General features: G+C 48.4%; 24 protein-coding genes and 1 riboswitch. Of the genes, 6 read left to right on the forward strand and 18 right to left on the reverse strand.

The genetic code is table 11. From position 1 onward, the window contains the following. Nucleotides 1–26: 26 nt before the first annotated feature. Nucleotides 27–123, reverse strand: a riboswitch (TPP riboswitch). 119 nt (nucleotides 124–242) lie between these two features. Further along, the gene (locus tag OGX98_RS15995) at nucleotides 243–449 is read right to left on the reverse strand and encodes a glycogen synthase (protein ID WP_225761160.1); all 207 of its coding nucleotides are present in this window, start codon (nucleotides 447–449) and stop codon (nucleotides 243–245) included. 276 nt (nucleotides 450–725) lie between these two features. On the opposite strand from OGX98_RS15995, the gene OGX98_RS16000 reads away from it, so the two are divergent. Next, the gene (locus OGX98_RS16000; RefSeq protein WP_286595555.1) at nucleotides 726–1,808 is read left to right on the forward strand and encodes a hypothetical protein; all 1,083 of its coding nucleotides are present in this window, start codon (nucleotides 726–728) and stop codon (nucleotides 1,806–1,808) included. Nucleotides 1,809–1,917: 109 nt separating this feature from the next. On the opposite strand, the gene OGX98_RS16005 is transcribed toward OGX98_RS16000, so the two are convergent. From OGX98_RS16005 to OGX98_RS16015, 3 genes are read right to left on the reverse strand one after another with little or no spacing between them, the layout of a single operon-like run. Continuing rightward, complete coding sequence (locus OGX98_RS16005; protein WP_048221063.1) at nucleotides 1,918–3,057, reverse strand: M20 metallopeptidase family protein; 1,140 nt, start codon at nucleotides 3,055–3,057, stop codon at nucleotides 1,918–1,920. A gap of 18 nt (nucleotides 3,058–3,075) precedes the next feature. After that, the gene (locus tag OGX98_RS16010) at nucleotides 3,076–3,534 is read right to left on the reverse strand and encodes a hypothetical protein (protein ID WP_045444921.1); all 459 of its coding nucleotides are present in this window, start codon (nucleotides 3,532–3,534) and stop codon (nucleotides 3,076–3,078) included. Between the two features lie 2 nt (nucleotides 3,535–3,536). Beyond that, complete coding sequence (locus OGX98_RS16015; protein ID WP_286595556.1) at nucleotides 3,537–4,373, reverse strand: DUF3100 domain-containing protein; 837 nt, start codon at nucleotides 4,371–4,373, stop codon at nucleotides 3,537–3,539. Nucleotides 4,374–4,661: 288 nt separating this feature from the next. Here OGX98_RS16015 and tdcA point away from each other — a divergent pair, with 288 nt between their 5' ends. Next, nucleotides 4,662–5,600: a transcriptional regulator TdcA gene (gene tdcA, locus OGX98_RS16020; RefSeq protein ID WP_286595557.1), complete on the forward strand. Its 939-nt coding sequence runs from the start codon at nucleotides 4,662–4,664 to the stop codon at nucleotides 5,598–5,600. Between the two features lie 170 nt (nucleotides 5,601–5,770). After that, nucleotides 5,771–6,103: an RcnB family protein gene (locus OGX98_RS16025; protein ID WP_144243075.1), complete on the forward strand. Its 333-nt coding sequence runs from the start codon at nucleotides 5,771–5,773 to the stop codon at nucleotides 6,101–6,103. A 67-nt stretch (nucleotides 6,104–6,170) separates the two neighbouring features. On the opposite strand, the gene OGX98_RS16030 is transcribed toward OGX98_RS16025, so the two are convergent. The 6 genes from OGX98_RS16030 to apbC all read right to left on the reverse strand — a co-directional run bounded on the left by OGX98_RS16030 (nucleotide 6,171) and on the right by apbC (nucleotide 12,873). Beyond that, nucleotides 6,171–7,154, reverse strand: coding sequence for a fimbrial protein (locus OGX98_RS16030; protein ID WP_286595558.1), 984 nt, complete (start codon nucleotides 7,152–7,154; stop codon nucleotides 6,171–6,173). Between the two features lie 11 nt (nucleotides 7,155–7,165). Further along, nucleotides 7,166–9,649, reverse strand: coding sequence for a fimbrial biogenesis outer membrane usher protein (locus tag OGX98_RS16035; RefSeq protein WP_286595559.1), 2,484 nt, complete (start codon nucleotides 9,647–9,649; stop codon nucleotides 7,166–7,168). A 14-nt stretch (nucleotides 9,650–9,663) separates the two neighbouring features. Next, nucleotides 9,664–10,344, reverse strand: coding sequence for a fimbrial assembly chaperone (locus OGX98_RS16040; protein WP_286595560.1), 681 nt, complete (start codon nucleotides 10,342–10,344; stop codon nucleotides 9,664–9,666). Between the two features lie 65 nt (nucleotides 10,345–10,409). Next, nucleotides 10,410–10,946 carry a fimbrial protein YehD gene (gene yehD / locus OGX98_RS16045; protein WP_286492447.1) on the reverse strand — a complete coding sequence of 179 codons (537 nt, stop codon included), beginning with the start codon at nucleotides 10,944–10,946 and terminating at the stop codon, nucleotides 10,410–10,412. Nucleotides 10,947–11,220: 274 nt separating this feature from the next. Next, the gene (locus OGX98_RS16050) at nucleotides 11,221–11,502 is read right to left on the reverse strand and encodes a DUF2574 family protein (protein ID WP_045444945.1); all 282 of its coding nucleotides are present in this window, start codon (nucleotides 11,500–11,502) and stop codon (nucleotides 11,221–11,223) included. Nucleotides 11,503–11,763: 261 nt separating this feature from the next. After that, nucleotides 11,764–12,873 (reverse strand): iron-sulfur cluster carrier protein ApbC, encoded by a 1,110-nt coding sequence (gene apbC, locus OGX98_RS16055; protein WP_048221056.1) that lies wholly within the window; start codon nucleotides 12,871–12,873, stop codon nucleotides 11,764–11,766. 164 nt (nucleotides 12,874–13,037) lie between these two features. Between apbC and metG the strand changes: the two genes are divergently transcribed. Continuing rightward, complete coding sequence (gene metG, locus OGX98_RS16060; protein WP_045444951.1) at nucleotides 13,038–15,071, forward strand: methionine--tRNA ligase; 2,034 nt, start codon at nucleotides 13,038–13,040, stop codon at nucleotides 15,069–15,071. Nucleotides 15,072–15,137: 66 nt separating this feature from the next. Here the strand turns inward: metG and OGX98_RS16065 are convergent, their stop codons facing one another. Genes OGX98_RS16065 through OGX98_RS16075 form a run of 3 tightly spaced genes read right to left on the reverse strand, consistent with a single transcriptional unit; the run spans nucleotide 15,138 to nucleotide 18,056 of the window. Then, nucleotides 15,138–15,608, reverse strand: coding sequence for a YehS family protein (locus OGX98_RS16065; protein ID WP_045449699.1), 471 nt, complete (start codon nucleotides 15,606–15,608; stop codon nucleotides 15,138–15,140). Nucleotides 15,609–15,654: 46 nt separating this feature from the next. Beyond that, complete coding sequence (gene btsR / locus OGX98_RS16070; RefSeq protein ID WP_045444954.1) at nucleotides 15,655–16,374, reverse strand: two-component system response regulator BtsR; 720 nt, start codon at nucleotides 16,372–16,374, stop codon at nucleotides 15,655–15,657. Continuing rightward, entirely contained in the window at nucleotides 16,371–18,056 is a 1,686-nt protein-coding gene (locus tag OGX98_RS16075; protein WP_045444957.1) for a sensor histidine kinase, read from the reverse strand. Before OGX98_RS16075 ends, btsR begins: the two co-directional genes overlap by 4 nt. 225 nt (nucleotides 18,057–18,281) lie before the next feature. Here OGX98_RS16075 and mlrA point away from each other — a divergent pair, with 225 nt between their 5' ends. Next, nucleotides 18,282–19,013 (forward strand): HTH-type transcriptional regulator MlrA, encoded by a 732-nt coding sequence (gene mlrA / locus OGX98_RS16080; protein WP_045449701.1) that lies wholly within the window; start codon nucleotides 18,282–18,284, stop codon nucleotides 19,011–19,013. A 51-nt stretch (nucleotides 19,014–19,064) separates the two neighbouring features. Next, entirely contained in the window at nucleotides 19,065–19,172 is a 108-nt protein-coding gene (locus OGX98_RS16085) for a protein YohO (protein WP_003027354.1), read from the forward strand. Here OGX98_RS16085 and OGX98_RS16090 read toward each other — a convergent pair. The 5 genes from OGX98_RS16090 to bglX form a co-directional block, all read right to left on the reverse strand. Then, complete coding sequence (locus OGX98_RS16090; RefSeq protein WP_286595561.1) at nucleotides 19,153–19,884, reverse strand: ABC transporter permease; 732 nt, start codon at nucleotides 19,882–19,884, stop codon at nucleotides 19,153–19,155. The genes OGX98_RS16085 and OGX98_RS16090 overlap by 20 nt on opposite strands. Further along, nucleotides 19,868–20,815, reverse strand: a complete 948-nt coding sequence (locus tag OGX98_RS16095; protein ID WP_286595562.1) for an ABC transporter ATP-binding protein — start codon at nucleotides 20,813–20,815, stop codon at nucleotides 19,868–19,870. The genes OGX98_RS16090 and OGX98_RS16095 overlap by 17 nt, the downstream gene beginning before the upstream one ends. After that, on the reverse strand, nucleotides 20,808–21,974 hold the full coding sequence (locus OGX98_RS16100; protein WP_502873404.1) for an ABC transporter permease: 1,167 nt from the start codon (nucleotides 21,972–21,974) through the stop codon (nucleotides 20,808–20,810). The genes OGX98_RS16095 and OGX98_RS16100 overlap by 8 nt, the downstream gene beginning before the upstream one ends. A gap of 15 nt (nucleotides 21,975–21,989) precedes the next feature. Beyond that, nucleotides 21,990–22,907, reverse strand: coding sequence for a glycine betaine ABC transporter substrate-binding protein OsmF (gene osmF, locus OGX98_RS16105; protein WP_045444969.1), 918 nt, complete (start codon nucleotides 22,905–22,907; stop codon nucleotides 21,990–21,992). 196 nt (nucleotides 22,908–23,103) lie between these two features. After that, on the reverse strand, nucleotides 23,104–25,401 hold the full coding sequence (bglX, locus tag OGX98_RS16110) for a beta-glucosidase BglX (RefSeq protein ID WP_284096290.1): 2,298 nt from the start codon (nucleotides 25,399–25,401) through the stop codon (nucleotides 23,104–23,106). Nucleotide 25,402 lies beyond the last annotated feature (1 nt).

Genomic DNA, 25,402 nt, shown 5'->3' on the forward strand with positions numbered 1-25,402 from the left:
AGCTCCTGCCCGCGCGAAGAAGGGACACGAGCAGTGTCAGACTTCCCTACGCTGGCATTATCCAGATCAGGTGGTACGGGTATTTCTCAGCCTTCACAAGGAAGGGCACCCCGAGTCGTTGTCACATAAAATTTTGTAACACTGGCAGCGTAGAGGAAGTCGTTTGCTGATGCAAGTCCTTGCCAGGTATCCCATCTTTATATCTGATACAAGCCAACAGCAGAAACATCAACACCTAATAATCACTTATTGTTAGCATGCCTGTTTCTGTGAAAATCGAGACGCGCCAGAAAAATTTCTTTTTGTTCATCGGTCATATTCCCGGCGACTTCCTCGGGACTCAATTGAGTCCCGTTTGATTCCATCATAACCAGGCTACGCGCGATGAAATCCAGCCCGGTAAAAGTTTTGGCACTGTCGAATTTTTCAGCGGTGAGCGTTTTTGACATTTTGGCAGTTTCCTTACATTTTATGATGCGTCTTAGTCTGATAGTACATCGTCAGGCTTAGAAAAATGCTCAGTGGCTCTCAGTTCTGTTCTACCGAACTCACTTTGATACTTAGTAAAGAAGCGAAATACCTAAATTTATCGCCCTGAACGTCAAAAATAACATTCGCAACGTCTCACATCTCCATTCATTCATTTGAGATTAAAAACAACTCGCTTTTAAGTTTCCCACTGGTTCTGTCGTTTTACTTCCAGAGATAAATTGGAAATTTAAATCATGATGACACCACTTCGTCCAGCCAGGGCCATTGCTCAGCGTTTATTTGTTGGCTCACTGCGCTCGGCCTTTTCATCAGAAAATGCAAATGGCAATAAAACCGTACAAACTGACAGTGCCATCGTCACATCAGTTGTTGAGATAGCGGAATCTTCGCTACAACCGCCTCAACCGGAAACGATAAAAAGAGAGGTATTGCTGGCAGCGACAAAATATCTTCTGGATGAGGATATTCAGCCTGAACCTGAACCTGAACCTGAACCTGAACCTGAACCTGAACCTGAACAGCATTATTCAGCATCTCCATCGCTGATAAAATCCACTCGTTTGCAATTAGCACCGCCGCCAACAGCTCCAACATTACCAAACCGCTCCCCTGCTCCTTCAGATAAAATATCGCCACAACCCGCAACGCCAGACCGCAGCCAACCCGCTGGCACTGAAAAACCTGGCATAGAGGGGGGCAAGCGGGAACAAACTGCGTCCCCCATTGTGTTAACGGGTAAAATCGGTACGTTGAGGTTACCAGATGAAACTCTTGCCGCTTCTCGCCGCTCGCCCGAACTCGTCACCACACAAGCACCGATGACTCGTATAGCCACTGACAGTTTGTCGGTGACAACAGAAAGTACTCAGAAGCTCCCCCCGAATGAGGAAAACCAGCAACCCATTCAATTTCCGGCACTATTTTCCAGAATAAAGGTTCACTCCACTCAGGAGGCATCCCCTTCAGCCAATCCTGAAAAAGCAGGAACGGCGGAATTTCCAGAGATAAAAGAACAAACGGTGCTGGTCAAAGAACGACGCGAAAGTACGCCATCTCGGCGCCCTAAAGAGGGGCTCGATATATTGGATAAGATGCAACAGGAAGAGACAAAAATGTACGAATCTCGCAATAGTGCCAAAAAAACGCGCAAAGAAGAGAACGTTCATACCAGTGAAATGCCCAAAGGCGAGTATTACCCTTATCCACCAGCAACGCAGCAGGAAAACACACTATCCCCTTCCAGTATGTTGCATCTTCCCATTATCGCCGGGTTCACTTTTTTAGTCGTGACGGTACTGTTTCTTATTCTGAATTAACATAAACCCCTGGTTATGCTTTCTCTGAGAATAAAATCGGCGTTACTTTCACTGAGAAATGAGGCCACAATTGTAGCCTCTTAAGTATATTAGTGGGTTGCTGGGAGCGTCACAAACCAGCAAGCATGGCAAACAGTGTGGCACCAGTAAGAATGCAATTCTCATTAACAATAAAGGGATTAGAATGCAGCGGGTTGCTAATTCCTTTGCTGTGATCGCCACTGCCAAGAAAGAAAAAGGCACCTGGCTTTTCTTCCAGGAAAAACGAGAAATCCTCAGATCCCACCATTGGCGGATGCCCGGTCAGGACATTTTCACTCCCAAGGAACTGACGGGCAATATCTATCAATTTCTGGGCCTCTGCTGGATGATTACTGATAGCCGGGTAACCCTTCATTTCAAGTTCTGCGGTATACCCTCTCCGACGAGTCTCCTGAATTTCTTCCATAAAATGCCGAATCATTGTTTTTTGGACATCTTTATCAAATGAACGAATAGAACCCTGCAACTCTGCCGTTCGGGCTAAAATATTGGGCGCTTCACCAGCTTTAAGCATACATGTGGAAATCAGTGCGGCTTTGTTGGGATCAACGTGATCAGTAATAATTGCTCTGAACTCATTCAGCAGACGGACGGCTTCCGACAACGCATCCAATCCCAGATGGGGGGCAGAAGCATGAGCACTCTTGCCTTCAATCATCAACCTGAACTGATCGCCGTTAGAGGACATGATGCCCGGACTAATGGCTATCTGACCGCAATCTATCTGCGGGTCATTATGCAAACCGTAAACCTGATCAACTCCGTCCAGGCAACCTTTCTCGATCATTCCTTTTGCCCCTCCACGGAACATTTCTTCCGAAGGTTGGAACAAAAAGCGTATGTTAGCCTTAAGGTTCATCCGCTGATCGCTCATGATCTTCGCGGCAGTCAGTGCGATAGCCATATGCAGATCATGTCCGCACAGATGCGCAGCCCCAGGATACTGAGAGATAACCACCTCACCGGGTTTTTCTGTTGCCGGTAAAGCATCCATATCAGCGCGGAATGCAATCACTGGAAAAGCCGTATCGACATATAGGTCGGCATAAAAACCCGTATGAAAACAATCAGTAACTGTATACCCCATATCTTTGAGCTGATGAATACAAAAACTCCGGGTTTCACATTCCTCTCGACCCAGTTCCGGGTACTGGTGAAAATGTCGACGCATGCTGATGCCGTAATCAAGGTAGGTTTGATATTCCATAATTTACTCGCTTGTTAATCAGATAATGCCCTGGATGTTCAGGATGAACTGGGCCACAAAAGCAGCGCCGAAGAAGGCGGTGGTAAAGACCAGTAATGAAATGATGACAATGCGCCAGCTGAGAGATTTCAGTTTGTCGAGACTGTTTCCAACAGACAGTCCTGCGAACGCCAACAAGGGTGTAGTCGTGGCCAGAAAATCAATCCTGTTGGTGTAACGCATGAATATTTCACTCACTGGTGAGTATGGAATGCTGAGTAAGAGTGCAATCAGTGTGGCCCATGCAAATGCAGGAAGCGGCAGTCTCGGCAGCCAGGCTTTGATTTGCAGTGATACCAGAATAATGGCCAACATCATCAACGCACCGGGGATTGCAGCCAGTGGGGACATCCCTTTTCCAACCCACTGAGCGACCAGAACCAGGGCAATGCACGGAATAATGATGCGGGTACTCGCAAGGTGTTCTTTAAGTGTCATGGTTATTTCTCCGCTGGGATCTGGGTATTTTTATGAGGTAACACGCGATACATCAGGTTACTCAGGGGAAGAGCGAGAAAGATCAGTGCATACATACCCGTGAATGCGGCCAGCATGTTACTTGTTGCAGCGAATGCCAGAATTTGCGAGGACATTGCAGGTACGGCGGCGGCAAGTGAGGCGGAAGCTGCGGCCATCATACTTCCGGATCCCAGTCCACAAGCGACAGCCAGAGATAAGGGGTTCAGTCCAATTTGCAGCCCTAATGGACTAATGATCCCGAAATAGACTGTTCCGATAACCGAGCCGACGAGGTAAGTACCAAGAACACCAGTGCCTTCCGGACTCTCGATACCATATTTTTCGCCAATAACGCCCAGTGAAGGTTCACGAGAAATACTTGAGCAAGCACCGATAGATTCCCGGCGCATCCCTAGCATCAGGGCAACTGGCATGGCGATTAACACTGAACCAAGGTTGCCAATTTCCTGGAGGATAAGAGCAGGCCCCGCATTAATCACCGCCCTAATGTTTGGTCCCACCAGAGTGCCATATTTAACGCCCAGGGGAAGCAATGCCAGCATCACCACATTGCCGGTGATGCTTATTTCTTTACGAGAAATAAATTTCCCGAGTGGTTTTATATAGTTGCCCAACAAATCAGGGGTTATTATAACGCCAAGGACAACGGCGTAGAGCATCGGTAAAAAATTAATAGTTGTTTTACCGATGTGTATTGAAGTCACTCCAATCCATTCAGATACAACCACGATAATTAACACTGCCATTATTATTTTAACCAATGAACGTTCATTTTCACTTTTATCATATGAACTCATGATCAGACTCCATGATAGAGAACTAAGGGGTACGGGTTTATCATGAAGTCAAATAATCCAGAGCATAAGACTGTGAAAAACTATAGTGATAAAAAAAAGTTATCACTGTTTCCGTTATTTTGATTTAAGTCAAAAACGAAGAAAAAATAGATATTATTTTACGAGTAAAATCAACACTATAAAGCAAATCGTTATCTGTATCACAAAATAAAAAAAGCCATTTTTGCTTAGTCTGCGCATTTGTTTTATGGGAATATAAGTATAATTACTTTGTATGAGAGCTTATTTATGCATGCCCTGCCAAAGACACAATATTTTATCGTGTTTCAGGAAGTCGTTCGCTGTGGGAGTATCCGGGCTGCAGCAAGATCGCTGGGACTCACACAGCCCTCGGTTACTAAAACCATTCATGATATTGAAGACTATTTTGGTACAGAGCTAATAATCCGAAATAACACCGGCATTGAATTGAGTGATGCTGGCAAAATATTACTTCCGCATGCCAGAACGGTTCTTAAAGATTTATCGCTGGCCGTCAATGATATGCGCAGGATCCTCGATGAACCGGTTATGGAACTCGCTTTTGGATTTTCATCTCTGATCGGTTTTACCGCAATGCCGGATATTATTACGCAATTTACCCGGCGCTATCCGATTGCTCAGATATCAATGAACGAAGCCCAACTCTCATCCCTGCTACCGGATTTGCGGGAAGGCAGACTTGATTTCGCTATTGGAACAGTGACACCAGATATGCCAGTTCAGAATTTGTATGTCTGGCCACTCTTTAGTGCAGAGTTTGCATTCATTTCCCGGCAAGATCACCCCCTTGCAGCATGTGAAACATTGAACGCTCTGCGACAAGCTCGCTGGGTATTGCCCCAGACAGATATGGGATACTACCAGGCGTTGTCCGAGTTGTTAGAGCATAACGTCGTCAACACTGACCGGGTAATACATACTGACTCAGTGATCACTATTTTTAATCTGGTGATGCATGCTGGGTATATCACGGTACTGGCGCGAGCAATGTCATCCCCTTTCGAAGGATTTCAGTTGCGGGAGCTACCTGTCAGGGAAATTCTTCCTCAGGCCCGTTACGCCCTGGTTTGTCCCCGGAATAAAAGAATGAGTCCAGGTGTTGAGGCACTGGTTTCCGTTATCCGAAATTATGACTGGTCGCGGTTTGCTGGACTCAATGTTACGGAGAATTCTCCCTCATCCTGATTAGCCCGATTCAACGCCTTGCCGACCTACATCATGAGTGGCGTATCTCTACGTTTTTATTTACACTTTTTACGAAATTCTGGGAGTCATAACAAAATAGTGCTTGTCAGAAGCCCTGTACGATGAGAATGATACACGACTGATTTTGACGACCCGAATAAGTAGAGAGGATGGGTATGAAGAACAAAATGTTGTTGGGTGCATTATTACTCACGACCAGCGTTGTTTGGGCCGCGCCAGCCGCAACAGCTGCCCCCAAGGGGATTGATAAGTATGAGCTAAGTGGTTTTATTGCCGACTTTACCCATTTCAAACCAGGAGACACAGTCCCTCAGTTGTACCGTACTGATGAGTACGCCATTAAGCAGTGGAATCAGCGCAACCTGCCAGCACCAGCCGCAGGCACACACTGGACCTATATGGGTGGCGCATATGTACTGATTAATGATGCCGACGGGAAGATCATTAAAGCCTATGACGGCGAGATTTTTTATCACCGGTGATAAAATACATACACGTACTTTCGGAATGAAAGTACGTGAGTTCACCAGACTGTCATAATAATATTAATTAATCATAGGATACAGCAAATATCACTTTGCTCTGCATTTCACCTGGTTGCAATGGTTCCTCTGCGACTCGCACGTACTTTGCGATAATCGGAAACGTGTACTGATTACTGATTGCTGCCATTTTAACAATCCTGTTCATTAATATATCTCCGCGTCTTAATGGCGTAGTCGCAGTGCCATTATATATCTGGAAGCCAACGCCTTTTGCACCATTAATGAAGGTATTTTTCAATATTGTACCACTCTCGTTCCAGTCACCACGTGAAACGATAAAACTTACCGGATTAGTAGTAACGTTGTACACACTATCGCAGTTCAATACCAGATTTGCAGTACCTGATTTGGTATTAGTCGTGCCTACTATGTCATTTAATGTGGTCTCTGGCATTTGGATTTTGTATGTAGATTCTGAAAACCGGCAGGTTGTAGGTTTGTGTGTCACAGTAAAATTAATATTCTGAGTAAAGGCTGAAGAGTTTGACAATCGTCCTGTAATCCAACAATAGAGATAACTTAACCAGTTGGATGTACAGGTGTTTTCTGAGGTAATGCTCACTGCGGGATCACTCAGATTAAATGCATTGCCAGATACCGTCTGCTTTGCAGTTCCTGAATTTACATAAGATGCCGTCACTGTAAAAACTTTATCATTCAGTATTTCTCCGGCACTAACCGTTCTATTTCCTATGCTTACAGGAAAACCATCTCCGATTAAGTTAATCTTAATTAAAACTCTATTACCACTACTACCCTGAAAAGCAACAATATAGTCCTGCAATGGTGTGGCGTAATATAAATTATCACTATTGGCATTGCATTTTATATTACCAGTAGCGTTGATATTTAGTTTCACTACCGCAACTCCTGTAGTCATATCCAGATTAACAACTGGCGTTGCCGCGTTTGAATTATCAAAAGTACATTTCGCCTGTAACCCAAAGGATGACAACAGCAAAAATATTAGACATATATACTCTTTCATATTTATCATCCTTACTGGCAAATATAGACTTTGCTCTCATCAATCATCTTCTCAAAGATAATTGTGCAGAATTGTCCCTGTTGTTTATTAACCGCAACACGTACAGAAGCAGGAATGTCGTCGGTGCGAATAAATAATCGACTGCCCTGGCCGACCAAACCAACGTTATTGCCGGTATTATCCTCCACTTCATAGCCAAACGATAATGGAGAACCGTCCGTCCGTTGAGCACGGAAGTTCCAGGATTTACGCCGGTCAGTTTCAAACTCCGCCATCACAACCGCGCCACGATAAGGCACTGTGCCTTTGTGATTTCCCAGTAATGTCACATCGCTGTTGCTGTCGGAAAGATCCAGCATCAGCATATTTTCGCGGTATGGAGTCAGACTGTCATAAACAGCATAGCCTTTGCTGTCCGTCGTTAAATAACGCTGTCCCTGCACCGCCGCACCCTGCAGGCCTGGGGCTTTTATAATGGCGAAAGTTTCTGAAAGTCGGGGAGTTAGGGCGACACCGTCAGACCACGCCACAATCCCTCCCTGAATATTGCCGCTGACCTGTTGATATTGATTCGATTGACTGTAACTGCCGCCGAGCGTCGCCACTGGCATGCGCCATACTAAACTGCCGCTCGCCGCGGTCTCACTTCCCTGCTGCTGATGACTGAAATTAGCACCGTAGCTGAATTGATCACGGTTACCCGCCACCCCACTTAAACTGGTGTTATTCGACTGATAACCGTCATCATCGAACGTCGTTGAATTGGAAACAAACAGATCGCGCCGCCGAGTGGCAATCCCATCGCCCCAGGAGAATGGAATAGAGATATACAGGTTAAAACGTTTATCCTGACGGTTTTCTTCATCATACGTCTGGCTGGCAGATAAGGTATAACTGATACGTTGCCAAGTGTTCGAATAGCTCAACTGATAATCTTTACCGGTTCCGCTACGGCCCCAGTAATCGCGCCACAGGCCGCTAACAGCCAGAAATCCCCAGCTATCAGGCAATGCCTGGTTGATGTTGAGGGAAAAGCTATTCTTACGACCAAAGTCATATTGGTAGTAGTCTGCAATGTCATACGCATCATTTTCGTCTCGATCATAACTATTTTTGTTATTCGCCCACACATGATCGTTGAAAGTACGGTAATCCCGCGAAGAGTAGCGATAGGCCGCCAGCGCAAACTGAGTTCCGGTCTGCGCGACATATTTGTTCCACGCGACCTGATAACTCTGCCCGTCAAAAACGCCGTTATCCTGTTCACTGTGTGAGCGAGTTCCATCTACCGAGATCGCACCAATCGGCGTGTTCCATCCAGTACCGAGCACAAATGAATAGTAGTTCTCCGACAACATTGAACCACCATATGCAGTTAGCAGATTATTCAATCCATACTGATAACTACCCTGGATAAAATCAGACTGATTGCTCGCACCTTCAATATTGCTACGTCCGGCAGCGAAATCATATTTCGCTACCCCAGCCTGCAACATATTGGGTACCGATGAATAAGGCACCAGATAATGTCTTATCGAACCATCGGCCTCTTTCACACTAACATCCAGATCCGCTCCACCACCGGCAAGCTGCAAATCATCAATAGCGAAAGGCCCCGGAGAGACCTCTTTCTGATAAATAACAAAACCGTTTTGTTCAATAGACACCAGCGCGTTGCTCTGCGCTATGCCACGTACCACCGGTGTAAAGCGCTGTTTCGAGTTTGGCAACATTTGCATATCACGCCAGATACGTACGCCGCGAAACCGTACAGCGTCAAAAATATCCGAACTGGTATACATGTCTCCAGCGCGCAACGTGCTAAGGATCGACGGAATACCACGTTCCACATATAAGGTATTACTTTTCCACTCACCTCTGCCCTCGTTGCCTTTCGTATAGTTAGCATTCGAATGCAGCTGCCAGTCCAGTACGTTCAATCCGCTGTTCAGACTCACATAACTGCTTTTATCATCGCCACCATGCTTATAATTACTGTAATACTGGCTGGCATAATAAGAAGTGTAAAATGCGTTAATCCCTCGTTCCCAGGTTTCGGGAGGCATATAACCCGACTCATATTCATTCACATATGCCTGAGGCACGTTCAAATTCAGTACAAATTGCCCGATATCATACCCAATGCTACCACCCTGTACTGCCGCACGTAGCGGTACGCAATCTTCATTTTTATCAGCTTTAATACCTTCAGTACGAATACCAATTTGCTGCAACTGCACCCATGATAAGCATGTCATCTCCGGGTCAGCTTTAATATTGATATCGTAATGCCCGCGCCACTGCTTATTTAGATAGACATCCATTTCATACATGCCGGGCATCGGCTTATCGCCATCAATCTGATAGTGAGAAATTTTCTCACCATTTAAACCGCCGATCATAAAATGAGTATCAAACGATTCCTCTTCAGCCCATACGGCTGGATTCGTTAGCACTGACAAAATGGCCAGTGTAATAGAATTTATCTTTGACATAGCCAGTCCTTGAGCTATTTATCGACTTTTATATTTTCACTCAAGTAATTGCCGTGATCATCAATAAGAGTAACTTTGTAATAATTAACAATAGTGGTGGTATTCAGCGTTTTATCCGACCATGGCGCCAGCATCAACGTTTCTGTATTGATTTTTTTATTTCCCATTAACTCAGGAATAGTTATCCAGTTAGCCGAATCATTTTTTATATTTAAACCACCACCGACATACCTGATCTTCAGATGGGCAAAACTATCTTTAGTTACACCAGCAACACTTTGTGGACGGTAAATAAATTTAATACGATTTTGCATAGCAAATTTAATTATATTCTTACTTTCGGAGTCTGATGAATTAGGAGGAATATCTAATACATTAAGGAAAAATAAGCTTTCTCGATCTTTCGGTAGAGTATTTGCCAGTTGTTTAATTTTCAGTTGCTGACCGGAACCGCCACTGACACGAACTACCGGCGGAGTCATCACAAACGGCACCTGAATTTTCTCTGGTGGCAGACTGGTATCACCATCGTCAATCCACGACTGGACAAGTGCGCTGCGATTACCTTCATTCATTAACTGTACAATAATCTCTTTTTTTTGCGCCGGATAAATAACACGGGTGCCGTAAATATAGATGCCCCCCCACGCTGGCAATACTGTGCCAAGCAACAATAAGACTAATATTTTTTTCATTATAATTATCCTTGCTACAGAAATAACCGGCGGCCATAGCCGCCGACAAAAAGGATATTAATCAATTAATCAGTAACAACGGTCATTGTCAGTGAAGAAGCAACATCACCAGCAGTAACAGCATTGCCAGCTTTCGCATAACGAGCTTTAAAGTTCAGAATATATTTGTTATCACTTGTCTTGGTTAAATTAATACCCGTGCCAGGGTTAACCTGTTGAGTAAAATCATTACCATAGTAAACTGCAAAACCAGCACCATTACTCGATGCCGTATTCCGTGTAATGTACTTATTTGCGCTGTCGAATTGAGAACTGGAGAAAGTAATTCTTGGCGCTTCAGTACCCGTACATTCAACTGTCAGAGGTGTTGTTGTCTGATTAGAATATCCATCATAAACTCCCCCCAGAGTCAGAGCATTCAACCGGTCAGCACCAATCTGGTTCATGCCGATTGTCGCAGTAGTATCTCCCACAAATTTACATGTCGTTCCTGTTACCTTACCGGTAATAACCAACTCGCCCTGGTCAGAATCAACAGCAAAAGCCCCAGCGCTCATAAATACAGCAGTCAGCACAGCAGCAGAAATAACTGAACGTTTCATAGTATCTTCCTTAATGAATTAATTTCTATTTGTAAGAGCTGTTAACTCCGGGAATTAAATTCTCATAGGAAGATCGTTAACGCAATGTAAACGCATTGTTTTATTGATTTAAAACAAATGAAATCCAGCAATATAATTGCAACAAATAAATTTCATTTAACAATATATTAAGAATTAATAAATCGATGCAATTAACTGTTCGTAATTATCCATTAAGCAAATAAAAAATACACACATTATTCATTGAAATAATATGTGCTGAATAAAATAGATATTAGTCATAACGATTTAGCACAATCTGTCGCGTTGCATCACCCTGGACGGCAACGACTTCGGTCATCACGCCTCTGGCTGGCGCTGAAACCACATCGGATGTACTGGAAAGGTGGGTGGTATTACCACATCGCTGTTGGAGTTGATTTTCCACAACATCGGTACTGCAGGTGGGAGCGGTGACCGTTCCGCTAATGGTTAATGTCGCAGTATCAGAAGCAAAGGCAGGTGAGCCTATTCCATAACCCAGAACTATTATCCCCATCAGCAAACGGTTTTTCATTTTTAACGTTATTCCTGTAGTTAACGTAAAACGGCATAAACACAGTTTGTTCAGTGTCCTGTGAGCGAAAGTATCCGCCCCGACCAATAGAAATTGTAGATTAAGGGAATAGATTTGATCAATTTAAATGATGGGTTACAGATTTATTTTTGGATAAAATTGAGGTTTATTAACTCAGGGTAAACAATAAATCGCGACTATTTATTTAAAATATTCACCGCATCAATAATTCATTAATGCGGTGAATATGTGCAGCGTAAATTACACGGCGCGGAAAGCAATCTCACCCGGGATCACTTCTCCCTGCCAGTAAAGCTGTGCTGCCACACGTCCCGCCAGGTCGCGGTAAATCGCCGTGAATTCGCTGTCAGGGCGGCTGATAACCGTCGGCGTGCCACGATCGAGATCTTCGCGCAGGGTAATATGCAGCGGCATTTGTCCCAGTAGTTGGGTATGGTACTGTTCTGCCAGTTTCTGCGCACCACCAGTGCCAAAAATCGGCTCGTGGTGGCCACAGTTACTGCAGATATGCATACTCATGTTCTCAACAATGCCTAATACCGGCACTTCCACTTTTTCAAACATGACGATGCCTTTTTTAGCATCGATTAGCGCGATATCCTGCGGCGTAGTCACAACAACTGCCCCTGTCACCGGAATGTTCTGCGCCAGCGTCAACTGAATGTCACCAGTACCCGGCGGCATATCCAGTACCAGATAATCAAGATCCGGCCATAAGGTCTCCTGCAGCATCTGCAGCAGCGCCTTGCTGGCCATTGGGCCTCGCCACACCATCGCGTTGTCGTCCGTTACCAGATAACCAATGGAGTTGGTTGCCAGGCCATGAGACATAATCGGCGCCATATGGGTGCCATCTGGCGAGGTCGGACGCTGATTTTCTGCACCGAGCATGGTCGGAATAGAGGGACCATAAATATCGGCATCAAGAATACCGACTTTCGCCCCTTCTGCCGCGAGCGCCAGTGCAAGGTTAACGGCAGTAGATGATTTACCTACCCCACCTTTACCTGAACTAACGGCGATGATGTTCTTCACACCATTAATACCCGGCTGGTTTTTCACGCGCTTCAGCGTCGCAATGTTATGCGACAGCTTCCAGTCAATCGCTTTCGCACCAGTGATACGCAGTAAATCGGCACTGCACTGCTCTTTTAATACCTCAAACGCACTGTGCCAGACGAATGGCATGACCAGCTCTACGTGCAACGTGTCATCCATCCAGGCGACATGATGCAACGCTTTAAGCGTCGTCAGATTATGCTTCAGGGTTGAATGCTGAAAATTCGCCAGCGTCCCGGCGACCATGGCGCGCAGGGTTTCTGGTGATTTGGCCTGGGATTGTGGGTTCATCCCGACTCCTTTTTGTTGTTCTGAAAATACGATTGTCATCGGGTAGTTTACTCCAACCGTCGCAATTATTCATTTGTGGATAAATGTCCTTATCGCTTGGCGCAGTAATTACCATTTTGGTACTATCAAAGCCCTTTTCACTACAAAAGAAGTAATTGCCCACTATGACTCAAGTCGCGAAGAAAATTCTGGTAACGTGCGCGCTGCCGTACGCCAACGGCTCTATCCACCTCGGCCATATGCTGGAGCACATCCAGGCTGATGTCTGGGTCCGTTACCAGCGAATGCGCGGCCACCAGGTTAACTTCATCTGCGCGGACGACGCACACGGTACGCCAATCATGCTGAAAGCACAGCAACTTGGTATCACACCTGAGCAGATGATCGGTGAAATGAGTCAGGAGCATCAGACTGATTTTGCAGGTTTTGACATCAGCTACGACAACTACCACTCAACGCATAGCGAAGAGAACCGCGAGTTGTCCGAGCTGATTTACACACGCCTGAAGGAAAACGGTTTTATTAAGAACCGTACCATCTCCCAGCTTTACGATCCGGAAAAAGGTATGTTCCTGCCGGACCGTTTTGTAAAAGGTACCTGCCCGAAATGTAAGGCTGCGGATCAGTACGGCGATAACTGTGAAGTATGTGGCGCGACCTACAGCCCAACCGAACTTATCGAACCGAAATCCGTCGTTTCCGGCGCGACGCCGGTAATGCGTGACTCCGAACACTTCTTCTTCGACCTGCCGTCGTTCAGCGAAATGCTGCAGGCATGGACGCGCAGCGGCGCGCTGCAGGAACAAGTGGCAAATAAAATGCAGGAATGGTTTGAATCCGGCCTGCAGCAGTGGGATATCTCCCGCGACTCGCCGTACTTTGGTTTTGAAATACCGAACGCTCCAGGCAAATATTTCTACGTCTGGCTGGACGCGCCGATTGGCTACATGGGCTCCTTCAAGAACCTGTGCGACAAGCGCGGCGATACCACCAGCTTTGACGAATACTGGAAGAAAGATTCCGACGCCGAGCTGTATCATTTCATCGGTAAAGATATCGTCTATTTCCACAGCCTGTTCTGGCCTGCCATGCTGGAAGGCAGCAACTTCCGTAAGCCGACCAACCTGTTCGTACACGGTTATGTCACGGTAAACGGTGCGAAGATGTCCAAGTCTCGTGGTACGTTCATTAAGGCCAGCACCTGGCTGAAGCATTTTGATGCCGACAGCCTGCGCTACTACTACACAGCGAAGCTCTCTTCGCGTATTGATGACATCGACCTGAACCTGGAAGACTTTGTTCAGCGTGTTAATGCCGATATCGTCAATAAAGTGGTGAACCTGGCTTCTCGTAACGCAGGTTTTATCAGTAAGCGTTTTGATGGCGTACTGGCGGCAGAACTGGCCGATCCGGCTCTGTACAAAACCTTTACCGACGCCGCAGCAGTTATTGGTGAAGCATGGGACAGCCGTGAATTTGGTAAAGCCATTCGTGAAATCATGGCGCTGGCAGACGTAGCAAACCGCTACGTCGACGAACAGGCTCCGTGGGTTGTCGCGAAACAGGAAGGCCGTGACGCCGACCTGCAGGCGATTTGCTCTATGGGGATCAACCTGTTCCGTGTACTGATGACGTACCTGAAACCGGTTCTGCCAACGCTGAGCGAGCGTGTCGAAGCGTTCCTGAACACAGAGCTGAGCTGGGATGCCATTCAGCAGCCTCTGCTCGGCCACAAGGTCAACACCTTTAAGGCGCTCTACAACCGCATCGACATGAAACAAGTTGAAGCGCTGGTTGAGGCATCCAAAGAAGAGGTGAAAGCAGCAGTTGCACCGGTTACCGGTCCGCTGGCGGATGACCCGATTCAGGAAACCATCACCTTTGACGATTTTGCCAAAGTTGACCTGCGCGTAGCGCTGATTGAAAACGCTGAGTTCGTTGAAGGTTCCGACAAGCTGCTGCGCCTGTCGCTGGACCTGGGCGGTGAAAAGCGTAATGTCTTCTCTGGTATTCGTTCTGCTTATCCGGAACCACAGGTGCTGATTGGTCGTCTGACCGTGATGGTTGCCAACCTGGCGCCGCGTAAAATGCGCTTCGGTATTTCGGAAGGGATGGTAATGGCCGCAGGCCCTGGCGGGAAAGATATCTTCCTGTTAAGTCCTGACGAAGGTGCAAAACCTGGTCAGCAGGTGAAATAATCCGCATAAAAAAACGCTGCTTCGGCAGCGTTTTTTATATCGCGGTTCAGTACAGATAAATACGCGCTACGCTTTCTTTGCGTGTTCGCGAATCACCAAACCACGCAGGAAATAACGCAGGAACTGATCCCCACACTCACGATAGTTTTTGTGGTCCGGCGCGCGCATCATCGCGGTGATCTCCGGCATCGACACGCGAAACTTCTGCTGGGTCATAATGGCCAGAATGTCATCGGTTTTCAGTGAAAAGGCGATACGCAGCTTTTTCAACACCGTGTTGTTATTAACGCGGCGCTCAAGTGCCAGTTCAGGCGCAGAATCATCTTTACCGCGCTTATGGTAGATAAGGCCGTTTAAAAAACCGGAGAGGATGATATCAGGGCAGCGAACAAAACCCTCTTCATCTTCTTTCGTCATCCAGGTGTCGAAACCTGCGGAGGTGGATTCCATGTCGGCGAGCGCAAGAATACGCACCATGTCATTATTATTCGCTTTCAGGGTGTAGCGCAGGCTACGAAGAATGTCGTTACTTAGCATAGAGTCTTCAACTGTCGGTGATGCAATGGCGCGCAGTGTATCAGTTTTACAGTCCAATCGCCTCTTTTAGACTTTTAAGATAACGACGACTTACCGGGACCGTCAGTCCGTTGCGTAAAATCAATTCTGCCTGGCCGTTATCTTCCAGGCGGATCTCCTGTAATTGCGCCATGTTAACCAGGTATTGTCGATGGCAGCGCAACAGCGGAGTACGGCTTTCCAGTGTTCTCAATGTAAGTTCAGTAAAGCCTTCTTTACCATCGCTGCTGGTGACATAGACACCGCTCATACGACTGCTGATAAACGCCACATCATCCATTTGCAGCAGATAGATACGGCTATGGCCAGTACACGGAATAAACTTAAGCATCTGCTGGTTTTCCGGCAGCAGCGACACATCCTGCTTGGTACGTTCCTGACGTAAACGGATCAGCGTTTTCTCCAGCCGCGTTTCCTCTATCGGCTTGAGCAAATAATCAAAGGCGTGTTCTTCAAAAGCTTTAACCGCATATTCATCGAAAGCGGTCAGAAAAACGATATACGGACGATGCTCCGGATCAAGCATACCGACCATTTCCAGGCCACTAATCCGCGGCATCTGAATATCGAGGAACAATACATCCGGGCGCAATTTATGTACTGCACCGATGGCCTCAACCGCGTTCGAACACTCCCCCACAATCTCAATGTCACTTTGCTCCTGCAACAGGATCCGCAGATTCTCCCGCGCTAACGGTTCATCATCCACAATCAACACCTTGATCATGCCAGTTCCTCCAGAGGAAGTCGTAAAGTGATTCGGGTAAAATGGTCGGGTTCGCAGGCTACGCTGATGCCAAAATCATCACCAAACCGCTCCCGCAGTCGTTTATCTACCAGATTCATACCCAGTCCGCTGGCTTCTGTTGTGGGCTGATACAATCCGGCATTATCTTCGATATCCAGCATCAGATACTGCCCTTCTCGTCGGGCAGTAATCGACACCTCACCGGTATCAAGTAGCTGTGAAGTACCGTGCTTAATGGCATTCTCCACTATCGGCTGCAAGGTAAAAGCCGGTAATTGCTGGTGAGAAAGCTCTTCCGGAACCGTTAGGGTCACCTGCAAGCGTGACTGGAATCGCGCCTTTTCAATTTGTAGATAAGCATTAACGTGCTCAATTTCATCGGCCAACGTCACAATCTCTGATGGCCGTTTTAAGTTTTTGCGAAAGAAGGTCGAGAGATACTGCACCAGTTGGCTGGCCTGTTCGCTGTCGCGTCGAATCACGGCTTTAATGGTATTGAGCGCATTAAACAGAAAATGTGGATTTACCTGAGCATGCAAGAGCTTAATTTCTGACTGCGTGAGCATCGCTTTTTGACGCTCGTACTGGCCGGCCAGAATCTGCGCCGATAGCAGTTGGGCGATCCCTTCTCCCAGCGTGCGGTTAATTGAGCTAAAAAGACGATTTTTAGCTTCATACAGTTTAATGGTCCCCATCACCCGCTGATTTTCACCACGTAGCGGGATCACCAGCGTAGAGCCTAATTTGCATTGCGGATGCAGCGAGCAGCGGTACGGCACTTCGTTACCATCGGCATAAACCACCTCTCCGGTATCAATCGCCCGTTGCGTATACGAGGATGAAATGGGCCGGCCTGGCAGGTGATGATCGTCGCCAATGCCGGTAAACGCCAGGAGCTTTTCGCGATCGGTAATCGCCACTGCGCCGATATCTAGCTCTTCGTACAACACCTGGGCGACCTTCATGCTGTTAACCTCGTTGAACCCCTGACGCAAAATACCTTCCGTCGAGGCAGCAACTTTTAACGCAGTGGCAGAAAACGCTGAAGTGTATTTTTCAAACATGGCTCGTTTGTCGAGCAAAATACGCATAAACAACGCCGCACCCACAGTATTGGTGACCATCATCGGTGCGGCAATGTTACTGACAAGGTGCAACGCATTTTCAAAAGGACGCGCAATCAATAAAATGATCAGCATCTGTACCAGTTCAGCAACAAAGGTAATCGCACCTGCCGTCAGCGGGCTAAATACTTTATCAGTGCGACCGCGGCGGGTAAGCACGCTGTGTACCAGCCCTCCGAGCAGGCCTTCCACGATGGTCGAAATCATACAGCTGAGGGCCGTCATTCCGCCCATCGAGTAACGATGAAGGCCACCGGTCAGCCCAACTAAACCTCCGACAACCGGGCCACCCAATAAGCCGCCCATCACCGCACCGATAGCTCGGGTATTCGCAATCGAGTCTTCAATATGCAGACCAAAGTAGGTGCCCATAATGCAGAAGATGGAGAAGGTAACATAACAGAGGAGTTTGTGAGGCAGCCGGATGGTGACCTGCATCAGCGGGATAAACAGGCGTGTTTTGCTCATCAGCCACGCGATAACGAGAAACACACACATCTGCTGAAGCAGCAGCAACACCAGATTAAACTCGTACATACCCGCCAACCACACTTCACTTAAAAGGGCGTAACATACATGGGCTACGCTTAACTTTCTTTGAACTGTTGCAAAAAAAAAAGAATTTGTGAGAACGATCACTCAAAAGCGCCCGTCCGGACACAATATCACCCACATTGTGATCAAAAAACAATCAAAACTACCTGGTTCGCAAAAGAGCGTCTAAAGTAAAACTGGGACCTCGCGAGCATGAGTGAGACAACGATGGCGCTTTACACAATAGGTGAAGTGGCTTTGCTTTGTGATATCAATCCTGTCACTTTACGCGCATGGCAGAGACGTTATGGATTACTAAAACCGCAACGGACAGACGGCGGTCATCGCCTGTTTAACGATGCTGACATCGACCGGATCCGCGAAATCAAACGCTGGATAAATAATGGGGTACAGGTCAGCAAAGTAAAAATGTTGCTCAGTAATGAAAATATTGATGTGCATAACGGCTGGCGTGAACAACAAGAAACCTTATTGAGCTATTTGCAAAGTAATAATTTGCATAGCCTCAGAGTATGGATAAAGGAGCGTGGCCAGGATTATCCCGCGCAGACGCTTAACACACATTTATTCATTCCTCTGCGGCGGCGTCTGCAATGTCAGCAGCCTGTACTCCAGGCGTTACTGGGTATCCTTGATGGCGTCCTCATCAACTACATTGCTATTTGCCTTGCGTCGGCGCGTAAAAAACAGGGGAAAGATGCACTGGTCGTCGGCTGGAATATTCACGATACCACCCGATTATGGCTGGAGGGTTGGGTTGCCAGTCAGCAGGGATGGCGGGTTGATGTGCTGGCACATTCGCTAAACCAGCTACGACCGGAACTGTTTGAAGGTCGGACTTTACTCATCTGGTGTGGAGAAAGTCAAACCCCCGCTCAGCAACAGCAACTGGATGAATGGCGGGCGCTGGGCCACGATATTTATCCACTTGGCATTTAATATTCTATTAACAAACGTGTACAATCCTTTAATCAACATAAGGAGTGCATAATGAGCGCAGCTAAAATCGGTGTAATAACCCTCTTCCTGCTGATGGCCATCGGCGGTATCGGCGGTGTAATGCTGGCAGGCTATACCTTTATTTTACGTGCCGGGTAAGGTAGTGCGATAAGCGCTCAAACCCGCGATCGACAATGACTGCGGCCAACGCGACCAACAGCGCTCCCTGAATTACATAAGCAGTATTGAATCCGCTTAGTCCGATGATAATCGGCGTTCCCAGCGTGTTTGCCCCAACGGTCGAAGCAATTGTCGCGGTGCCAATGTTAATAATCACCGACGTGCGAATTCCCGCCAGAATGACCGGAGCCGCCAGCGGAAGCTCCACTTTACGCAGTCTCTGCCCATCGCTCATCCCCATTCCGCGGGCGATATCCATCACGCTGCCAGAAATTCCCCCCAACCCTGCCAGCGTTGCCTGTAAAACTGGGAGCACGCCATACAAGGTCAGCGCAATAATGGCAGGCTCCGGACCAAAACCCATTACGGGTACGGCGATCGCCAGTACAGCTACCGGTGGAAAAGTTTGCCCCACGGCGGCGATTGTTTCCACCAGGGGGCGAAACTCAGTCCCCCATGAACGGGTTACCGCTATCCCCGCACCTGTACCGATGATCACGGCAACCAGGCTGGAGCTCCCCACCAGCGCAAAATGGGCCAGCGCCAGTGCCATAAAACTTTCCTGCTGATAAACAGGACGAGGTAACTGTGGAAACAGCGCGCCAAACAGTGCCTGGCTGTGCGGTAAGCCTGCCAGCAGGATCAGAAAAAGCGCAATAAGCCAGAGCAGCGGGTCAGACAGACGTTTCACGGTACGGTATCTCCGTAAGCAAATCGTGAAAATGAAGCGTACCGCAGGCAACGCCCTGTGAATTAACCACCGGTAAGACTTCACAACCGCGAGCCACGAAAACGGAGAGCGCATCACGTAACGTCATCTCATCGACCAGTGGTTCCCCGCACAGTTGCGTATCATGTCGCATAAAATCGCCCACAGTTCGCAGCGACAGGAGCCGCACGCCAAGTTCGCTGCGACCAAAAAATGTTTGAACGAAATCATTAGCCGGAGCGGTCAACATCGACAGCGGTGTTCCTTGCTGCACGACCTCACCCGCATCCATCAATACCAGATGTTCCGCCAGCCTCAACGCCTCGTCGATATCGTGTGTCACCAGCACAATAGTGCGACCAAGCAAGCGATGAATACGGGTCATCTCTTGCTGCAAGGCACCGCGCGTCACCGGATCCAGCGCGCCAAAAGGCTCATCCATCAAAAAAACCTGAGGATCCGCCGCCAGAGCACGTGCCACCCCCACACGCTGCTGCTGCCCACCGGAAAGCTGATGCGGATATCGGTGACGCAACTCTGCTTCCAGTCCCAGTAAAGCCATCAGTTCTTCTGTTCGTTCATCAATACGCGAACGCGACCATTTTTGCAGTTGTGGTACGGTGGCAATATTCTGCGCGACAGTCCAGTGTGGAAACAATCCGATAGACTGAATGGCGTACCCCATACGCCGTCTTAACTCCAGCACCGGCAGACTGCGGATCTCCTCCCCGGCAAAGCGGATCTGACCGCTGTCATGTTCCACCAGTCGATTTATCATTTTCAACGTGGTGGATTTCCCCGAACCTGACGTGCCAATTAATACTGAAAAGCTGCCTTCGCGAAAATGCAGGTTAAGATCGTTGACCGCCGTTTGTTGACCATAGGTTTTACTGACATGGCTAAATTCAATCATCGTTTGTCACCTTCAGCAGAGCTAAGCCTAAATCAAACAGCGCATCAATCAACACCGCCAGCACAACTACCGGAATCACGCCCAACAGCACCAGATCTACAGCGCTACTGAGTAGTCCCTGAAAAACCAGCGCGCCAAATCCCCCCGCGCCAATCAGTGCGGCAATGACGGCCATCCCCACCGTCTGCACCATCACCACGCGCAAACTGCGCAAGAAAACGGGCAGCGCCAGCGGGAGCTGTACCGCGCTAAAACGTTGACGCGAACTCATCCCCATTGCCCTGGCACTTTCCAGTACATCACGAGGAACCTGGTTCAGTCCTGCCACGACGCCGCGCACCAGCGGTAATAATGCGTACAACACCAGAGCAATGAGTGCCGGTGTCAGACCGGTTCCCGCAATCCCAAGCCTGCCTAGCCAGGGAAAATGATTAACCAGACCGGCAAGCGGTGCGATCAGCAGGCCGAACAACGCCACAGAAGGAATGGTTTGAATGATGTTCAGTACGGCAAATACCGGCCCCTGCCGCGATGCAGATAAAGCGCACCAAATCCCCAGCGGCACGCCAATCAACAGCGCAGGAACAACGGTTCCAACCAGGATAGTCAGATGCTGCGCCAGTGCATCATCGAAGACGTCCTGGCGATTGGTATACTCTTTGAGCAGAGAAAGATCGTTGAATGTGCCGAAGAACAGCAACGCCAGCGGTACGACAGCAATTTGTGTATGCAGAATCCAACGCCAGAGTGGCTGAGATGTGATACGGCGAATGGCGTCACTGCATGCCAGCAGCATTAAACCCAGTCCAAGCCAGAACCCACTACCGAGGCTGGTTCTGGCCAGCGGGCTTCCCGTCTGAGCAAGCCAGGTTGCTATTTTCCCGGCGGTCATCAGTGCTGCAATCACCAGCAGTTGCATGACGACAAGCGTGAATACGCTGCCGGACTTACCGGGTTGCAAGCACAAAAAAAGCAGCAGTAAAAATAGAACCACCAGCCCCCACGCACTTGCGGGCCAGATATCCCAGAGCTGGCGACCTTCGCCGGAGACGAGGCGATTAGGGGCATAGCTGATGAAAGGAAGCGCTGCGGCAGCCATCATAAGAAGAACCAGCAGCAACAGCACCCGGTTGACTGATATCTTTGACACCACACTCACCTGCTGCAAAATCCGTTACTTCACCCATCCTTTTTGCTTCAGGTAGTCTGCTGCAACTTTTTTCGCATCCAGCCCTTCAACGGCGATACTGGCATTAAGTTGTTGCAGCGTTTTTTCATCCAGGCTGGCGAATACCGGTCGCAGCCATTCCTCTATTTGCGGATAAGTCTTCAATACCGATTCACGCACGACCGGCGCAGGAGCATAAATTGGCTGAACACCTTGCGGATCACTTAAAGTTTGTAATCCCAGTGCGGCTACGGGACCATCGGTTCCATAGGCCATTGCTGCATTAACGCCCGATGTCTGCTGCGCAGCGGCTTTAATTGTCACCGCCGTATCTCCCCCAGCCAGCGATAAAAGCTGGTTCTGATTAAGCTTGAAGTCATACGCTTTTTCAAAGGCGGGAAGTGCGTCAGTCCGTTCAATAAATTCCGCGGAGGCAGCCAGTTTGAATGTTCCGCCCTCTTTCAGGTAGCGCCCCAGATCGGCCAGTGAAACGAGTTTGTTCTTTTCAGCAACGTCCTGACGTACCGCGATGGTCCAGGTATTGTTAGCAGGCGCTGGTGTTAACCAGACCAGTTTATTCTGTTCTGCATCCAGCTTTTTGACCTTTTCAAATCCAGCCTGAGCATTTTTCCAGGCCGGATCATTTTCATCTTTAAAGAAGAAGGCACCATTTCCGGTATATTCCGGGTAAATATCCAGCTCACCAGACGTTATTGCCCCACGCACCACTGGTGTGGTACCCAGTTGCACTTTATTGACAGTTTTCACGCCGTGGCTTTCAAGTACCTGCAAAATAATATTGCCGAGCAGCGCCCCTTCGGTATCAATTTTTGAACCGACCGTTACGGGTGACGCGGCCTGCAAGGGTAAGCTCACCGCAGCTAACAACACCAGCGATCCCGCCCATACCTTTGAGATTGTCATGCTGCTCTCCTCATCCTTTTATTGCCCTTTTCAGAGACTTGAGGAAAAAGCATAGACGAAAAATCTGGCATTAACCTGCCAGCTAAGAGGCCACGAAGGAAATTATTCGCACTAACCCGGTGATTCATCCCCCCTGACGCAATATCTGCGCCCATAAAAAAGGCCGGTTTCCCGGCCCTTTATTCATCTCTAATGTTTACAGTAGCTCAAACTCACCCTGTTTCACCCGGGCGGAATCAACGCCGATGAAGACGTTAAATTTGCCCGGTTCAGCATCATATTTCATGCGCTGGTTCCAGTATTTCAGTGCCTCAATATCAATCGGGAAACTGACGGTCTGAGTTTCGCCAGGTTTAAGGTTCACTTTCTCAAACCCTTTCAGTTGTTTTACCGGACGGCTCATTGACGCGGTAACATCCTGTAAATACATCTGGATCACCGTCGCACCTTCGCGCTTACCTGTGTTGGTCACCTGCACGCTGGCCGTTACTGTTCCGTCACGTTTCATCGTCGGCGAAGAGAGCTTCACATCAGAAACCGTAAACGTGGTGTAGCTCAAACCATAGCCAAATGGATACAACGGGCCATTCGCTTCATCAAAATAGCGCGAGGTATATTTATTTGGCTTATCAGCGTTATATGGACGCCCGGTATTCAGGTGGCTGTAATAGACCGGGATCTGCCCGACAGAACGCGGGAAGGACATCGGCAATTTTCCAGACGGGTTGTAATCGCCAAACAGCACGTCAGCGATGGCGTTACCGCCTTCCGTTCCGGCAAACCAGGTTTCCAGAATCGCATCGGCCTGCTGATCTTCCTTCACCAGCGCCAATGGACGACCGTTCATCAGCACCAGTACCAGCGGTTTACCGGTTGCTTTCAGCGCGGTAATCAGATCGCGCTGACTCTGCGGGATAGTGATATCGGTACGACTGGATGCCTCATGCGCCATACCCTGCGCCTCGCCGACCACTGCGACAACCACATCGGACTGCTTCGCCACATTGACCGCTTCATCAATCATCGCCTGCGGCGAGCGCGGGTCAACTTTCACCGCCTCTTCATACAGATTGAGGAAGTCGACAATACCTTTATCGTTGGTGATATTCGCCCCTTTGGCATACACCACTTTGCCCTTCTCACCCAGTGCATTTTTAATACCTGTCAGCACCGTCACGGACTGGTCGGCAACACCGGCAGCGGACCAGCTTCCCATCACGTCACGTTTGCTGTCCGCCAGCGGCCCGATAACAGCAACGGTACCTGATTTTTTCAGCGGCAACGTTTCCAGACGATTTTTCAGCAGCACCAGGCTTTCACGCGCCACGTCACGCGCTTCTTTACGGTGTAAACGACTTTCGGCGTTTGTGTCCTGCGGGTCTGACTCTTTTGCCCCCAGATGGCTGTAAGGATCGTTAAACAACCCCATATCGTATTTCACATTCAGCACGTGACGCGCAGCATCATCCAGTTCTGCCATAGTGACTTTTCCTGATTTAATCAGGCCTGGCAGATACTTACTGTAATACTCATCGCTCATGCTCATGTTAATGCCGGACTTGATCGCCACGCGCACAGCATCTTCAGGATCGGACGCGGTGCCGTGCTTTATCAGCTCTTTAATTGCACCGTGGTCGGAAACGGTGATGCCTTTAAAGCCCCAATCGTCACGCAGTACGTCTTTTAGCAGCCAGGCATCGGAAGTCGCAGGCGTGCCGTTAAGTGAATTAAGTCCCACCATCACTGCACCGCTCCCGGCGTCAAGTCCGGCTTTGTACGGCGGCATATAGTCGTTAAACAAACGCTGCGGACTCATATCCACGGTGTTGTATTCTTTGCCGCCCTCTACTGCACCATAGGCGGCAAAGTGCTTGACGCTGGTCATCACGGAATAGCGATCGGCCGGGCTTTTACCCTGCATCGCTTCCACCATGGTTTTCCCCATCGTGGCGGTTAAATAGGTATCTTCCCCAAAACCTTCAGAAGCGCGTCCCCAACGTGGATCGCGCGAAACATCGACCATCGGCGCCCAGGTCATATTCAGGCCATCGTCTGCGGCTTCATAGGCGGAAATACGCCCCACCGTTCTGACGGCATCCAGATTAAAAGACGATGCCAGGCCGAGGCTTATCGGGAATACGGTACGTTGGCCATGCAATACGTCATAGGCGAAAAAGAGAGGGATTTTCAGGCGACTGAGTTCCATCACTTGATCCTGCATTTTGCGGATATCCTGGCGCGTAACGGTGTTAAAAATCGCCCCTACCTGCCCGTCTTTGATCATCTCGCGGATGGCTTCTTTCGGGTTATCAGGCCCGACGCTTATTAAACGTAATTGCCCGATCTTCTCATCCACGGTCATCTGTTTGAGCAAATCGGTAACAAAGGCATCCCGCGCGTCAGGCGTCAGTGGATGGTTACCAAACAGGGAGCTCGCCAGCGCTGGCTGCAACGCCAGGCTCACCGCGACACCTACAGAACATAGCCATTTCATG

It is taken from the genome of Citrobacter sp. Cm046 (assembly GCF_030333065.1).
In the GTDB taxonomy this organism is placed as follows: Bacteria; Pseudomonadota; Gammaproteobacteria; order Enterobacterales; family Enterobacteriaceae; genus Citrobacter; species Citrobacter murliniae.

What these genes read in the sequence shown, in the direction of transcription:
- OGX98_RS15995 (WP_225761160.1), bottom strand. Translation starts at nt 449, where the DNA reads ATGTCAAAAACGCTCACCGCTGAAAAATTCGACAGTGCCAAAACTTTT.
- OGX98_RS16000 (WP_286595555.1), top strand. Translation starts at nt 726, where the DNA reads ATGATGACACCACTTCGTCCAGCCAGGGCCATTGCTCAGCGTTTATTT.
- OGX98_RS16005 (WP_048221063.1), bottom strand. Translation starts at nt 3,057, where the DNA reads ATGGAATATCAAACCTACCTTGATTACGGCATCAGCATGCGTCGACAT.
- OGX98_RS16010 (WP_045444921.1), bottom strand. Translation starts at nt 3,534, where the DNA reads ATGACACTTAAAGAACACCTTGCGAGTACCCGCATCATTATTCCGTGC.
- OGX98_RS16015 (WP_286595556.1), bottom strand. Translation starts at nt 4,373, where the DNA reads ATGAGTTCATATGATAAAAGTGAAAATGAACGTTCATTGGTTAAAATA.
- tdcA (WP_286595557.1), top strand. Translation starts at nt 4,662, where the DNA reads ATGCATGCCCTGCCAAAGACACAATATTTTATCGTGTTTCAGGAAGTC.
- OGX98_RS16025 (WP_144243075.1), top strand. Translation starts at nt 5,771, where the DNA reads ATGGGTATGAAGAACAAAATGTTGTTGGGTGCATTATTACTCACGACC.
- OGX98_RS16030 (WP_286595558.1), bottom strand. Translation starts at nt 7,154, where the DNA reads ATGAAAGAGTATATATGTCTAATATTTTTGCTGTTGTCATCCTTTGGG.
- OGX98_RS16035 (WP_286595559.1), bottom strand. Translation starts at nt 9,649, where the DNA reads ATGTCAAAGATAAATTCTATTACACTGGCCATTTTGTCAGTGCTAACG.
- OGX98_RS16040 (WP_286595560.1), bottom strand. Translation starts at nt 10,344, where the DNA reads ATGAAAAAAATATTAGTCTTATTGTTGCTTGGCACAGTATTGCCAGCG.
- yehD (WP_286492447.1), bottom strand. Translation starts at nt 10,946, where the DNA reads ATGAAACGTTCAGTTATTTCTGCTGCTGTGCTGACTGCTGTATTTATG.
- OGX98_RS16050 (WP_045444945.1), bottom strand. Translation starts at nt 11,502, where the DNA reads ATGAAAAACCGTTTGCTGATGGGGATAATAGTTCTGGGTTATGGAATA.
- apbC (WP_048221056.1), bottom strand. Translation starts at nt 12,873, where the DNA reads ATGAACCCACAATCCCAGGCCAAATCACCAGAAACCCTGCGCGCCATG.
- metG (WP_045444951.1), top strand. Translation starts at nt 13,038, where the DNA reads ATGACTCAAGTCGCGAAGAAAATTCTGGTAACGTGCGCGCTGCCGTAC.
- OGX98_RS16065 (WP_045449699.1), bottom strand. Translation starts at nt 15,608, where the DNA reads ATGCTAAGTAACGACATTCTTCGTAGCCTGCGCTACACCCTGAAAGCG.
- btsR (WP_045444954.1), bottom strand. Translation starts at nt 16,374, where the DNA reads ATGATCAAGGTGTTGATTGTGGATGATGAACCGTTAGCGCGGGAGAAT.
- OGX98_RS16075 (WP_045444957.1), bottom strand. Translation starts at nt 18,056, where the DNA reads ATGTACGAGTTTAATCTGGTGTTGCTGCTGCTTCAGCAGATGTGTGTG.
- mlrA (WP_045449701.1), top strand. Translation starts at nt 18,282, where the DNA reads ATGGCGCTTTACACAATAGGTGAAGTGGCTTTGCTTTGTGATATCAAT.
- OGX98_RS16085 (WP_003027354.1), top strand. Translation starts at nt 19,065, where the DNA reads ATGAGCGCAGCTAAAATCGGTGTAATAACCCTCTTCCTGCTGATGGCC.
- OGX98_RS16095 (WP_286595562.1), bottom strand. Translation starts at nt 20,815, where the DNA reads ATGATTGAATTTAGCCATGTCAGTAAAACCTATGGTCAACAAACGGCG.
- osmF (WP_045444969.1), bottom strand. Translation starts at nt 22,907, where the DNA reads ATGACAATCTCAAAGGTATGGGCGGGATCGCTGGTGTTGTTAGCTGCG.
- bglX (WP_284096290.1), bottom strand. Translation starts at nt 25,401, where the DNA reads ATGAAATGGCTATGTTCTGTAGGTGTCGCGGTGAGCCTGGCGTTGCAG.